This window comes from Buttiauxella brennerae ATCC 51605 (genome assembly GCF_001654925.1).
In the GTDB taxonomy this organism is placed as follows: domain Bacteria; phylum Pseudomonadota; class Gammaproteobacteria; order Enterobacterales; family Enterobacteriaceae; genus Buttiauxella; species Buttiauxella brennerae.
Map to the genome: position 1 here is coordinate 24434 of NZ_LXER01000040.1, position 13313 is coordinate 37746.

12 protein-coding genes are annotated in these 13313 nt (G+C 50.3%); 2 read left to right on the forward strand and 10 right to left on the reverse strand.

All coding sequences use genetic code 11. The features are described from left to right. Positions 1-167: 167 nt before the first annotated feature. Positions 168-2315 (reverse strand): formate dehydrogenase subunit alpha, encoded by a 2148-nt coding sequence (gene fdhF / locus M975_RS20550; protein ID WP_083967918.1) that lies wholly within the window; start codon positions 2313-2315, stop codon positions 168-170. 350 nt (positions 2316-2665) lie between these two features. Here fdhF and M975_RS20560 point away from each other — a divergent pair, with 350 nt between their 5' ends. After that, on the forward strand, positions 2666-3400 hold the full coding sequence (locus M975_RS20560) for a response regulator transcription factor (RefSeq protein WP_064561735.1): 735 nt from the start codon (positions 2666-2668) through the stop codon (positions 3398-3400). A gap of 544 nt (positions 3401-3944) precedes the next feature. Here the strand turns inward: M975_RS20560 and M975_RS20565 are convergent. Continuing rightward, positions 3945-4430 carry a GNAT family N-acetyltransferase gene (locus tag M975_RS20565; RefSeq protein WP_064561736.1) on the reverse strand — a complete coding sequence of 162 codons (486 nt, stop codon included), beginning with the start codon at positions 4428-4430 and terminating at the stop codon, positions 3945-3947. Then, the gene (locus M975_RS20570) at positions 4418-4684 is read right to left on the reverse strand and encodes a type II toxin-antitoxin system TacA family antitoxin (RefSeq protein WP_032611697.1); all 267 of its coding nucleotides are present in this window, start codon (positions 4682-4684) and stop codon (positions 4418-4420) included. Before M975_RS20570 ends, M975_RS20565 begins: the two co-directional genes overlap by 13 nt. Before the next feature lie 575 nt (positions 4685-5259). Between M975_RS20570 and M975_RS20575 the strand changes: the two genes are divergently transcribed. Next, positions 5260-6180, forward strand: coding sequence for a bifunctional helix-turn-helix transcriptional regulator/GNAT family N-acetyltransferase (locus tag M975_RS20575; RefSeq protein ID WP_064561737.1), 921 nt, complete (start codon positions 5260-5262; stop codon positions 6178-6180). A 407-nt stretch (positions 6181-6587) separates the two neighbouring features. On the opposite strand, the gene M975_RS22610 is transcribed toward M975_RS20575, so the two are convergent. The 7 genes from M975_RS22610 to M975_RS20605 form a co-directional block, all read right to left on the reverse strand. Then, complete coding sequence (locus tag M975_RS22610; RefSeq protein WP_083967919.1) at positions 6588-6698, reverse strand: IS3 family transposase; 111 nt, start codon at positions 6696-6698, stop codon at positions 6588-6590. Positions 6699-6828: 130 nt separating this feature from the next. Beyond that, entirely contained in the window at positions 6829-7836 is a 1008-nt protein-coding gene (locus M975_RS20580) for a carbohydrate kinase family protein (RefSeq protein ID WP_064561738.1), read from the reverse strand. Positions 7837-7845: 9 nt separating this feature from the next. Beyond that, positions 7846-8706, reverse strand: a complete 861-nt coding sequence (locus M975_RS20585; RefSeq protein ID WP_064561739.1) for a ketose 1,6-bisphosphate aldolase — start codon at positions 8704-8706, stop codon at positions 7846-7848. Between the two features lie 101 nt (positions 8707-8807). Beyond that, on the reverse strand, positions 8808-9533 hold the full coding sequence (locus M975_RS20590) for a D-lyxose/D-mannose isomerase (RefSeq protein WP_064561740.1): 726 nt from the start codon (positions 9531-9533) through the stop codon (positions 8808-8810). Positions 9534-9721: 188 nt separating this feature from the next. Continuing rightward, positions 9722-10654, reverse strand: a complete 933-nt coding sequence (locus M975_RS20595; RefSeq protein ID WP_064561741.1) for an ABC transporter substrate-binding protein — start codon at positions 10652-10654, stop codon at positions 9722-9724. Positions 10655-10687: 33 nt separating this feature from the next. Next, complete coding sequence (locus M975_RS20600) at positions 10688-11710, reverse strand: ABC transporter permease subunit (RefSeq protein ID WP_064561742.1); 1023 nt, start codon at positions 11708-11710, stop codon at positions 10688-10690. Beyond that, positions 11700-13226 (reverse strand): sugar ABC transporter ATP-binding protein, encoded by a 1527-nt coding sequence (locus M975_RS20605; protein ID WP_064561743.1) that lies wholly within the window; start codon positions 13224-13226, stop codon positions 11700-11702. Before M975_RS20605 ends, M975_RS20600 begins: the two co-directional genes overlap by 11 nt. Between the last annotated feature and the right edge of the window lie 87 nt (positions 13227-13313).

Below are 13313 nucleotides of genomic sequence, written 5' to 3' on the forward strand. Positions count from 1 at the left end.
GGAAGCTTTGTTTATTATTTGGGCGACAGATCACGCATTAATTAAATGGTTGAAAATTTAATCAATCAATCCTGCAAGGAAATGGGGAGAGAACGGGTTATTTAGTGTGATAACAATGAGATGAAGAGGGATAAAAAAAGAGCCGCCGGGAGGCAGCTCTTTCTGGTTTAACCCGCCGCGCTTTCGCGCAAACTGGCTTTTAGCTTGTTGTACTCGTCAATCACATACTGCTCGGCAGCTTTCTGATCGGCGATAGGCTCTACACGCACGGCGCAGTATTTATACTCCGGCGTTTTAGTAATCGGGCTGAGGTTTTCAGTCACCAGCTCGTTACAGGCACCAATCCACCACTGGTAAGTCATGTAAACGGCACCTTTATTAGGACGCTCGCTCACATTCGCACGTGTGATGACTCGACCTTTACGTGAATTCACCCAGATTAACGCTTCATCTTCGATACCCAAACGAGCGGCATCATCGATGTGGATTTGCGCATAACCCGGTTCATCCGCGAGGGCTGCCAGTGCCGCACAGTTGCCGGTCATTGAACGACAAGAGTAGTGGCCCACTTCACGCACCGTGGAAAGCACCATCGGGTACTCTTCGGTGATGCGGTCAATTGGCGGCGCCCAGTCACAAGTAAAGAACTCGCCCAAACCGTTTTCACGGTCGAACTTGCCGTCGTACAGGAACGAGGTTCCCTGGTCACTTTCCGCTACATCGCGGCAAGGCCACTGGATATAACCCAATTCACCCATTTTCTCGTAGGTAGCACCGTAGAAATCTGGGCACAGGCCACGCAACTCATCCCAAATTTCCTGGGTGTTGTTGTAGCTCATTGGGTAACCCATACGAGTGGCGATTTCACTGATAATCTGCCAGTCCGTTTTCAGGTCCCACTTCGGTTCCACTGCTTTAAAGAAGCGCTGGAAGCCACGGTCAGCGGCGGTATAAACGCCTTCATGTTCACCCCATGAGGTGGACGGCAAAATCACATCGGCCGCAGCCGCGGTTTTGGTCATGAAGATGTCTTGTACAATCACCAGCTCAAGCTCTTCAAACGCTTTACGTACGGCTGAAAGCTCCGCATCGGTTTGAAGTGGATCTTCACCCATGATGTACGCGGCATAGACTTCGCCATGTGCCACACGGTGTGGCAGTTCGCTGATGCGATAGCCGGTGTGAGCAGGCAACGAGGGTACGCCCCACGCTTTCGCGAATTTCTCGCGGCTGACTTCGTCTTTCACGTACTGGTAGCCAGGATAAGTATCCGGCAATGCGCCCATATCGCAGGCACCCTGAACGTTGTTCTGGCCACGAACCGGGTTAACACCCACGTTCGGTTTACCCAGGTTGCCTGTCATCAACGCAAGGCTTGTCAGCGAGCGAACAGTTTCCACGCCTTGATAGAACTGGGTTACACCCATGCCCCACAGGATCGTGGCAGTTTTCGCATTCGCGTACATGCGTGCTGCGCTGCGAATTTCCGCCGCAGTAACACCGGTAATTTCTTCAACAGACTCAGGCGTGTAGCCCGCAACAATTTTGCGATACTCGTCGAAACCTTCGGTACGGGAAGCCACGAATGACTGGTCATACAGGTTTTCTTCGATAATCACGTGCCCAATTGCGTTAAGCAGGGCGATGTTAGAACCATTTTTTAACTGCAAATGCATGTCAGCGATGCGCGCGGTTTCAATTTTACGCGGATCGACAACAATGATTTGTGCCCCTTTTTGCTTCGCGCGAATCACGCGGTTAGCAACGATAGGGTGTGAATCTGCCGGGTTATATCCGAACACAAACACTAAATCGGTATCTTCAATCTCAACGATTGAGTTACTCATTGCGCCGTTACCGACCGATTGGTGCAGACCTGCAACCGATGGACCGTGTCAAACGCGTGCGCAGCAATCGACGTTATTGGTACCAATAACGGCGCGCGCAAATTTCTGCATTACATAGTTGGTTTCGTTGCCTGTACCACGGGAAGAACCGGTGGTCATGATGGCATCGGAGCCGTGTTTAGCTTTGATTTCACTCAGACGAGTACTGACGTAGTTCAGTGCTTCATCCCAGGAAACGTTTTCGAGTTTGCCGCCTTTCTGGCGACGAATCATCGGTGATTTAAGGCGCGGGGTGAGGATTTTAGTATCGTTAATAAAATCCCAACCGTAGTAACCCTTCAGGCAAAGATCGCCCTGGTTAGTTTTACCTTGAGCCGCTTCCGCCTTGACGACTTTGCCGTTATCGACCACGAGGTTGATTTTGCAACCCGAGGCACAATAGGGGCAAACCGTGACGACTTTTTTCATCAGTGTTGCTCCAGTCAATGCACCCGTCATACTTCAAGTTGCAGCCTTCCTGCTACCTGAACTATTTAGGGTACTTAAAGGTGTGTGACACTCACACAGCTGATCATATCTCCCCGCTTTAATGCATTATCTATGCCACATAGAAAGAGTGGGAATAACCGCCATCTTACGGTGATAAAAGCAACAAAATGCTGACGAAAAACAGGTCATCGTCAAAAGTGACGTGTCGAGAAGGGCAGGGATTGTGACACTGGTTGAATTTTCAGCACAGGCCGTTGGGATTTATGCGGCACTCCATCAACAATCACTCACACTTATATTCACACCTGCATCCTCCCCGGAGATAAACCATGAAGCCTGCAATTTTGCTGGTGGATGATGATCCAGCGATTTGTGACGTGCTGCACGATGTGCTTAATGAACACGTCTTTGACGTTAAGGTGTGCCACACAGGGAATGATGCGCTGACAGCGATTGCTCAACATCCAGGTATTGCGCTGGTGCTGCTGGATATGATTTTGCCGGATATTAATGGGCTGCTGGTGTTGCAGCACATTCAGCGCCAACGCCCGGACTTGCCAGTGGTGATGTTGACGGGCCTTGGCAGTGAATCGGATGTTGTCGTGGGGCTAGAAATGGGGGCCGATGATTACATCGCGAAGCCTTTTAATCCTCGCGTGGTGGTGGCGCGTGTCAAAGCGGTGCTGCGTCGTACCGGCGCGCTGGCAGTCGAAACGGTGACGACAAAAACCAGCGGCCTGCATTTCAACGGTTGGCGGCTGGATACCGGGCGCTGCCAGCTTTTTAATGCGCAGGCCGAACTGGTCGATCTCACGCAAGGGGAATACGGCCTGCTACTGGCGTTGATGCAGAACTCGCGCAAAGTGTTGTCCCGTGAAAGGTTGCTGGAATTGACCCACAGCGAAAGCCTCGAAGTCTTCGACAGGACGATTGATGTGCTGATTATGCGGCTACGTAAAAAAATAGAGCCGAACCCGCATCAACCGGCATTAATCCGGACTATACGCGGTGTGGGATATGTATTTTCGGCGGATGTTATTCAGGCGGAGAATAATGCGGCTTAATACCCGTCATACTTCAAGTTGCCTCTTTGTTGGCTACGCTCCCTCACCCGATTACTTACTTATGTAATATACGAAAATATATATAATCTAAATAATTCGAGTTGTAGCCAGGCGGCAAGTGAGCAAATCCCCAGGAGCTTACTAAAGTAAGTGACTGGGGTGCGCGAGGGCAGCCAACAACGCTACAACTTGAATTATGACGAGTATAAATTAATAAGCAGATGACAACAGTTCTTGTAGGCCTCATGCCTTTTTACTCCTTGCCTTGCAGCGAGTATGTACTGACCCCAAAAAGTTGGACAGATTAACCGAGGCATCAGAGAAAGAGTCCATTTAATACATGGGCTCTTTTTTGTTCCCTATAAAGCTAAATAATCAATTTCGCAGCCGTATTATCCATTCCACAGCATTCCTACTGCACGTGCATTCTTGTCTAGCCATTAACTCGTTCACCATCTTCTCTCATGAAGTATGTCTATTGAACTAACCGCATGCGCACCATTTAATTATTGCTCATAAATTCCGAACATAAGGTCCTTTCGCATTACTGAGGGAGTCTGAGGAACAATGTCCGCGGCTGAGTTTGTGATGGTTTGAAACCATGGTGAATGTAGAAGTTTTTGGCTTCTTCTGTGAGCGCATGAACCATGATTGCACGTACACCTATATTCTCGGCAACCCGATAGCAACGAAGCACTGCATCATGAAGTAAATCAGCGCCAAGCCCTTTTCCGCGCAATAAGAGATCGACAGCAAGGCGGGCAAGTATGATGACAGGGATGGGATCTGGCATATTACGCCGAAGATTCCCTGTCGCTTCAGTATGATTGACGCTCCCGGTGGCCAGAGAGTAAAAGCCGGCTATTTGCTTCGTATCTTTCTTACATACCACAAACGTTCTGGCCGCTCCGAGAGCCTGGTTTTTAAGGCCTTTCTGCTTTAACCAGTCATCGAGCACAGTCTCACCGCTGACGAACTCAGCCACTTGATGAAAAGCGGACAGAGGTTCTGGTGCTGTTACATGTCCCACTGGGGTTTCCTTGCCAGCAGTTTTTCGATAATGGGATCATCTGCGACCGGTGCATCAAGCATATCGATGAACTCCGCATATTGCTCATCGTTAAAGTTAAATACCCGGCGATCGAGGATCACATTCTCGGCAGCCTGACAGGCCATTTCAAGAATGAAATCTGTACGTGACTTGTGGAGGATTTCCGCAGCCGCATCTATGAGCGCCCGCTGCGATTCCTTAGCTCTAAGGTTAAGTTGAACATCTGATTTCATAAGACACCTCTGTATAGCATTTGCTTTACAAGAATAGCACAACGACCACGTATAGCAAATGCTATACAGAAAGTTATCTTTTTTCAAATTTTTGAATACTGATGTCCGCTGTGTGCCAGGAGCGGACATAATGCGTTTAGAAAGCAGGCCAGTCTGCCTGCGGGAATGCCAAGCTAAAGCATCATGATCATTTCATGCCGCCATGCTCTGACTCAGAAGGCTTGATATAGGCGTAGCCGAATTTCTTGTTGGGCCCAACATGATGCGAGGTGGATTGTTTGCCTGCCTTTTTTTCTCATCGCGCTGATGAATTCGCGCATCATCAGACCGACATATCCCCTATAGATAATTCAGGGTTTCACGATAAAAAGTGATACAGCAGAACCATCGCATAGCTTGACAGCATTGTAACGGTAGTCACTAAAACGATCCTGCGAAGAACCTTGTCATTACATTTTGAAAAATTCATAACGAGTAGCCTGTTTGCTAATGTTCAATCATCATACATAAACTAGTTAACACTGTTAACTAGTTTATGTATGATTAGCCTCTATCATTCAATGCAGGCAAGATTTATGAAAAAAAATGAAGTACGACCGTTTCGTTCAGCATTACGTGAAATGGTCAGAGAGCTGGGTATGCTCAGTCGTAAAAGCAGCGGAACTGAATTATCTCCCCTTCAGAGCCATATTTTGATTGAACTGAATAGTAAACCTTCCGGTGCAACAGAATTGGCAACTAAGCTCTGCGTTGAGAAAGCGAGCATGAGTCGTACACTCCGCACCCTGATTGAAGCAGGATATTTACTGAGAGAATATGATGGTCAGGACGGCAGAGCTTCAACATTTCGGTTAAGCGATTCAGGAAAGCAACGGCTTTTATATTTGGAAGAAAATGCCGATAGGTTTACTGAGGAGGCTCTTGCCTCATCCTCAGACCAGGAGGTACAGGAATTCCTTAAAACTATCATGCAATTCTCCGGTAGCCTTCGAAACGCACGTCGTCAACGTGAAGCAGGAATGACCCTTAGGCCCATTGAGCCTAGAGATAATGCCGCTATAGCAGAGCTCATACGCAACAGTTTTCGGGAGAATAAAATCGATCATCTGGAGGGTGTGAGCCTCCACGATCCCGAACTCGACCATTTAAGTGAGGCATACAATAAGCCTGGAGCAAGATACTGGGTTGTTGAGTCCATGGGAAAAATTGTTGGGGGGGGGGGTATCGCTCCGCTGGCTGGCGAAGATGGCATTTGCGAAATGCAGAAGCTTTTTTTCAGCAGTGATGTAAAAGGAATGGGGATGGGCAGACGAATGATCTCCTTCATTATGACTCAGGCTGCTGCCATGGGTTATCAGTCCTGTTATCTCGAAACGCTTGACGAGCTGAAGGATGCCGTTCGTCTTTATGAAATTTTCGGCTTTCGTCATCTCGCCAAAAGACTAGGCGATACAGGCCATAATAGCTGCGGAATCTGCATGCTCAAAAAGCTATAACATGATAAAAGCCTAACTCATATTATGGATTTATCGGATAGCCGCACTTATTGCCCTTATCCGGTAAAATCCCTTTGTTTTATTCAATAATTCTGCATTTCTATAATTCCCATCCTTTATGATGTGGATATTTGGGACAAATGCCACGGTACAATTCACTGAATATGGCTTTTTGGTAACGCAACGAGCTTAGCCAAATTTTCAACTGATAACAGTGGGCATGGTTGTTTTCTCAATGTCCATTCCTCGCTCATAGCGGAAATGAGCGTCCTCGTGTCCTATGGCGCTTCGGCAACGGCATCTGGATGGTGTTTTAAACTCATTAGCCAGAAACATAAGAATCCAGAGCATGCAACTGGCTCTTATCTAAACGTTTTCCAGACAACCTCCTTGATAAAGTCATTGGTTTAAATTCGTAGTGGATAGGTCTGTAGGCGATACTCAAGCGGGCTGAGGCCGTTGAATTTAAGGCTAATACGGCGGGTGTTGTAGTAACGAATGTAATGGGTGCAGTACATTTACTGAGTTTTTATATATTTGATATAAAATCGACAATGTAATTTATTATTGTAAATTACATTGTTTTGGAATGTCTCTCGCAAAAAAATATATTCACGCCATCATTATTAGTCGATGACGTAATAAATATTAACGCTGCTCACTAATAAAGCTCTGCAACTCCGTTAATGTTTTTGCACCATCAATTGCATTGGCGCATAAAAGATTAGCGCGTGCGCAGGCATGGGCTAATTTAAGGCTCTCGACCAGCGACCATTTTTCATGGCAGCCATATAACATCCCGGCACAGAAGGCATCACCTGCGCCAACACTACCGATGATTTCCGCCTGAGTTAATCTGAATGACGGCACCCACACGCCATCGGTTCCGGGCTCAACGCCCCATGCGCCTTCCGGGCAATGAATCACCACCCGTTGGCGAACGCCTGACTCAAGCAGCAAACTCGCGGCCTGGGCGATATTTTCTCTGTGGGGATCGCCATTCGGACGGCGGATTTCCAGCCCGCTAAATTCACCGGCTTCCAGTTCGTTAATCACCAGATAATCGAGCCAACGCAGGGCTGGCAGCACCATCGGCCGGTAGCGCGGGTCGCCCTGGCGTGAGACTAAATCCAGCGACGTTTCATAGCCTTGTTGCGCCATCATCGCCAGCAATCTGGCGCTGCGGGTGCCGTATTCCGCATCTTCCATATCGAGGCTATCGAGCAGCAATAAATAACCGAGATGGAAGATTTTGAATGACGACTCAAGCCGATCAAAGGCGGGTAAATCGAGCAGGCGGTTGGCCCCTGGCGAGTGGAAAAAAGTACGCTGCCCGCTGGGGTCAGTCATGACTTGCGACATTGACGTTGGTGCAAAAGTGGTGCGGTGTACGTGCTGGCGATTCACATGGTATTGATCGAGCATCGCCATAATGTAGTCACCGTCATGGTCGTCACCGACTAAACCTACCGCCTGAAGTGGCAGGCCAACGTGCATTTTAGCAAGCGTCAGCAGCACGTTTAGCGGTGCGCCGCCGGTTGAGCGTTCACTGTGGACAATTTCCGCAAGCCAGCCGCGCTGCGGCCACTGCACAATTTGATGCACATGGTCGACCAACATGTTCCCTGCGGCGATAATCCCGCTGCGCTCTGTCATAATTTTTCCTTACGCCTTACCCGAACTACCAAAAATCCGCATCTGTTGTGCGACGACATCCGTAATCGCCTCTTCAATACCCAGCAATAACTCTGCGAACTCGTCATAAATGGCATGGCGTTGATTCATGCGTTGTTCGACAGCACCCAACGCGGCCTGTGACATGCCGGTATAGAAATTGATTTTGTGGATACCGAGCGTTATCGCTTTGCGGAAATCTTCATCGCTGATGCCGGAACCACCGTGTAGCACCAGCGGCAAACCGGTTTGCTGGGCAATTGCGGCAAGTCTGTCGAAATCGAGTTTCGGCTCACCTTTGTATTTGCCGTGCGCGTTGCCGATGGCGACGGCCAGCGTGTCGATACCTGTTCTGTCGACAAAATCGCGTGCCACAGCCGGGTCGGTAAACTTGTTGCTGTCGGCCTCACCATACAGCGCACCGCCTTCATCACCGCCCACGGCACCCAACTCGGCTTCAACGGAGACACCTACAGCGTGGCACATCTTCACCACTTCCCGGGTCTGGCGAATGTTTTCTTCATACTCAAGTGTAGAACCATCAAACATGACTGAGCTAAAACCGAGGCGTAAAGCACGAACCACCGCTTCAAAATGCAGGCCGTGATCGAGATTCAGCACCACGGGAATATCGTGGCACGCCGCTTCGAATTTGACGGCTTCGACCAGTGAATCCAGCGAGACATATTTAAAATGCACTTCGGCAATATTGATGATAAACGGTGAGTTTTCTTGTTTTGCCGCAGCGAAAATGGCACGCAGAAAGTGACTGTCGAGAACGTTAAAAGCGCCGAGGGCATAGCCGTTTTTGCGGGCGTGAGCCAGCCCATCTTTAAGTGAAATCAAAGCCATAATAGTTTCCCCTGGTGTTGTTACCCTTCATACTTCAAGCTGCTTGTGCGTTGGCTGTGTTCATTCACCCCAGTCACTTACTCAAGTAAGCTCCAGGGGATTCACTCACTTGCCGCCTTCCTGCAACTCGAACTATTTTGGGTAAAAAGAAATTGGCGATACTCGTTGCACAGCAATTGCCGCGCAGGTTCGTCTTCAATAATGGAATTAAAGCGCTCAAGCGGTTTGAGGAAACGGTTGTCGCGGTCGTCATCGTTGACCATCGACACTTCCCCAACCAGCACGTCGCCATAACCCGGCTCGCCCCAAAAACTGTGGTAAATGCCCGGTACCAGACAAATGCTCTCGCCTGGCGATAAACGCAGCTGGCTGCCCGCCGCATGAGTCTGGCGACAGCCATCAATGGTCACCGTGATATCGCTCTCTTCGGTCTGCTCGAACTGGTCGGAATTCCACAACTCGACAATCAAATTACCACCGCCACGATTGATAATGTCTTCGCGTTTGCGCCAGTGAAAATGCATCGGTGTGAGCTGCCCTTCGCGGACATGCATGATTTTTTCGGCATAAGTTTTGGCATACGGTGTGCCGTCGGGCGAGCCGTTACGCAGCGTGAAGAGTGTTAGCCCCTGAGTGAGAAAATCATTGCCACCGAATGCGGTAACATCCCACCCGAGTTTTAAATCAAGCACTTCCTGCCAGATTTGTTTATCGAGTTGCTGCCATTTTGCCAGGTCAAAAGAGGCAAACGGCGGCAAGTGGATATCGTGCTGCATAAAGAAATGACGCGTTTGCGCGAGGATCTGGTTTACTTCAGAACGTTTCATTTTCCCTCCTTTTACCCGTCATACTTCAAGTTGCAGGGGTGTTGGCTACGCTCACTTACCCCAGTCACTTACTTATGTAAGCTCCTGGGGATAAGCTCGCTTGCCGCCTACCTGCAACTCGAATTATTTAGGGTAAATATGCATTCCATAACCCGAAGGATTATTCACCTACGAGTTTGGAAAATCGGTTATTTCACCGTCCAGCCCTTATACGTGCCGATATTATCTTTATCGATCATGGTCACTGGAATCAGCACCGGCTCTTTAGGCGCTGGTTTGCCTTGCAGAATGTCGTAACCAATCTCCACAGCTTTCGCCGCCATCACTTGCGGGTCTTGCGCAGGTGTTGCCACAAAAAGTGTTTTTCCGCCGCGTTTCAGCGCTTCTTCCGCGTCCGGGCTTCCATCCACACCAACGATAAAGAACTCGCTACGTTGGGCTTGTTTCGCCGCCAGATCGGCACCGATCGCGGTTGGATCGTTGATCGCAAACACGCCGTCGATCTTCGGGTTTGCGGCAAGTAAGGATGTCATCACCTCGAGGCCACCTTCACGGCTGCCTTTGGCGTTCTGGTTAGAAGACAGCACCTTAATATCAGGGTGCTTTTTAAACTCGGTTTCGCAGCCTTCCACACGGTTCTGTACCGCAGAAACCGGTGGTCCGTTAATGATCACCACGTTGCCTTTGTTTTTCAGGCGATCCGAAATGTATTTACAGGCCATTTCACCTGCCTGGGTGTTATTTGACGTGATCGTGGCATCGGCACCTTCCGCTGCGACGTCAACCGCCACCACCACGATCCCGGCATCTTTCGCACGTTTCACCGCCGGGCCGATCCCTTTAGAATCCGCCGCGTTCAGAATGATCATGTCCACTTTGGCGGCAATAAAGTTATCAATTTGCGATACCTGCTGGCCAAGATCGTAACCGCTGGAAACCAGCGTCACTTTCACGTTATCACCGGCAAGTTTACGGGCTTCAAGTTCCGCACCTTTGGTTATCTGCACGAAGAAGGGGTTGGCGAGGTCACCTACCGTCACCCCAATGGATTTCAGTTCTTTTGCCTGAACGAAAGGCGCTGTGGCAAGCATGAGAACAGTGGCTAGTAGCTTCAATCGCATGGTGTTTTCCTCACATAGGGTAGAGTTTTGTTGTTATGCACTTTGATGGTGGCGGGTACGGTATTTGTCGATCAGCACCGCAATGATGATCACCGCACCCTTGATCACCAGTTGCCAGAAATACGAGACGCCCATCAGCGTCATGCCATTGTTTAATGTGGCGATAATCAGCGCCCCGACCAGCGTGCCGGTAATCGTACCGATACCGCCGACGAAACTGGTACCGCCGAGAATCACCGCAGCAATGGCGTCCAGCTCATAACCCATCCCAAGGTTGCCGTTTGCGCTATATAGCCGCGAAGCACTCATGACCCCGCCAAGCCCGGACAGCAAACCGCTCATGCCGTACACGAACAGCAACACCAGCCACACTTTGATGCCCGTCAGGCGTGCGGCCTGCATATTGCCGCCGACCGCGTAAATATGAACACCGAGCGTGGTGCGTCGCAGAATGAACCAGCAGACCACAATCACCGCCAGCGCTATCACTACAAGCCACGGAATTGGGCCAAGATACGAGTTGCCTATCCATTCAAAATTGATATTGGAGTTAATCACCGTCGTGCCGTCAGCCAGCAAATAAGCCGCCCCACGTAGCGCGGTATAGGTGCCGAGCGTGACGATAAACGGCGGTAGCCCGGCCCAGGCGACAAGCATGCCGTTAAACAACCCAAGCCCGGTGCCCATCATTAACGCGGCAGGAATCGACAGCGACTCCCAGCCTGGCATCAGCGAAACCACCATTGCAGTCACCGCCGTGGTGCCCAGAATAGAGCCAACGGAAAGGTCGATCCCACCGGTCAAAATAATGAACGTCATCCCCGCAGCCAGAACGATGTTAATAGACGACTGACGGGCGATATTCAGCAGGTTAGATTCGGTAAAAAAGTTCGGCGTGATAAACCCAAAAACGGCGACGATCAGGATCAGAATCGGCAAAATGCCGACGGTTTGCATCAAATCGCCAAACAATGCTTTTTTCAGCGAGGCGGATTTGGCGACTTGCTGGGGAGTTGTGTGCACAAGCGGCGTTTCTTTAGGTTGATTAGTTGCCATGGTGAACCACCTTTTTATGGGCATCTTCAACGCCGGTTGCCAGCGTCATAATGTTCTCTTGTGTGATATCAGTGGCATGCAACTCCCCGGCAATACTGCCTTCGCGCATCACATACACCCGGTCGCTCATACCGACCACTTCGGGCAATTCGCTGGAGATCATCAGGATCGCCACACCCTGTTTTGCCATCTGGCTCATGATCCGGTAGATCTCACTTTTCGCGCCGACATCCACCCCGCGCGTTGGCTCATCGAGGAGCAAAATACGCGGGCCGATCGCCACCCAGCGCGAGATCAACAGCTTTTGCTGATTGCCGCCAGACAGCCCGCCAGCACGCACCTGCGCGTGTGGCACGCGGATATTCAGCAAACTGATAGCATCGTCAGAAATGGTCTGAGCTTTTTTGCGATCCAGCCAGCCGTAGTGCGCGTCGCGTTCAAGCGTCGCCATGGTGATGTTGTCTTGTGCGGCCAGTTCGAGGAACAAACCCTGCTCTTTGCGGTTCTCGGTGAGAAAGCCGATGCCGTGGTGAATAGCTTCACGCGGTGAATGAATTTTGACGGGCTTGCCGTCGATTTCGATGCTCCCGCTCGTCGATTTACGCACACCAAAAATCAGCTGTGCCAGCTCGGATCGCCCGGCACCGACCAGGCCCGCAAGGCCGACTATTTCACCGGATTTCACTTGCAGACTGACCGGCTGCACTTTTGCGCCGTCCGTCAGGTGGTGAACGTTCAGGCGCACAGCACCTTGCGGGATATCGCGTTCTTTATTGAACAGGTCACTGAGCGGGCGGCCCACCATCATGCGCACCAGTTCGTTGGCATTGAGGTGTTCACGCGTCAGGCTGCCGACGTATTGCCCGTCGCGCAGCACGCTGACACGGTCAGAAAGCTCATACACTTCAGCCATGCGGTGGCTGATATAGATAATCGCCATGCCCTCATCGCGCAGTCGCATAATCAGCTCAAACAGGCGGTGTGTTTCACGCGATGAAAGTGCGGCGGTAGGTTCATCCATCACTAAAATTCGGCTGTTGCGGTGCAGCGCACGGGCGATTTCCACTTGTTGCTGCTCGGCAATCGTCAGGCGCGATACTAAATCGCTGGCCTTAAACTGCGCCCCGAGGCGGTCGATGACCGTCTGGGCCTGCATCAGCATCTCTTTGCGTTTCACTAAACCACCGCGTGAAAGCTCGCTGCCAAGGAAGATGTTTTCCGCGACGGTGAGATTAGGCGCGAGTTGCATCTCCTGGTAAATCAGCGTGATACCAGCGTTGAGTGCGTCTTTCGGCCCCTTGATGCTGTAGGGTTCGCCGTTAATTAAGATCTCACCGCTGGTCGCCGTATAGGCGCCGGCGAGGATTTTCATCAGCGTGCTTTTACCGGCACCGTTTTCACCCATTAATGCGTGGATTTCGCCGGGGAACACCGTTAAGTCGACACCTTTCAACGCATAAAACTTGCCAAATGACTTGGCAATATTGCGCATCTCCAGAATGGGAACGCTACTCATGGTGCGACTCCTGCAGGTAAGTTTTTGATTGCTGCCAGTTGAACACGTCTAAGTAAATGCAGAATGTCAGAGGCTGTTCACATTTGT

Excerpts from the sequence above, each read along its gene's own strand:
- M975_RS20570 (WP_032611697.1), bottom strand. The coding sequence starts at position 4,684 with ATGAAATCAGATGTTCAACTTAACCTTAGAGCTAAGGAATCGCAGCGG.
- M975_RS20590 (WP_064561740.1), bottom strand. The coding sequence starts at position 9,533 with ATGAAACGTTCTGAAGTAAACCAGATCCTCGCGCAAACGCGTCATTTC.
- M975_RS20575 (WP_064561737.1), top strand. The coding sequence starts at position 5,260 with ATGAAAAAAAATGAAGTACGACCGTTTCGTTCAGCATTACGTGAAATG.
- M975_RS20600 (WP_064561742.1), bottom strand. The coding sequence starts at position 11,710 with ATGGCAACTAATCAACCTAAAGAAACGCCGCTTGTGCACACAACTCCC.
- M975_RS20605 (WP_064561743.1), bottom strand. The coding sequence starts at position 13,226 with ATGAGTAGCGTTCCCATTCTGGAGATGCGCAATATTGCCAAGTCATTT.
- M975_RS20560 (WP_064561735.1), top strand. The coding sequence starts at position 2,666 with ATGAAGCCTGCAATTTTGCTGGTGGATGATGATCCAGCGATTTGTGAC.
- M975_RS20580 (WP_064561738.1), bottom strand. The coding sequence starts at position 7,836 with ATGACAGAGCGCAGCGGGATTATCGCCGCAGGGAACATGTTGGTCGAC.
- M975_RS22610 (WP_083967919.1), bottom strand. The coding sequence starts at position 6,698 with ATGTACTGCACCCATTACATTCGTTACTACAACACCCGCCGTATTAGC.
- M975_RS20595 (WP_064561741.1), bottom strand. The coding sequence starts at position 10,654 with ATGCGATTGAAGCTACTAGCCACTGTTCTCATGCTTGCCACAGCGCCT.
- M975_RS20585 (WP_064561739.1), bottom strand. The coding sequence starts at position 8,706 with ATGGCTTTGATTTCACTTAAAGATGGGCTGGCTCACGCCCGCAAAAAC.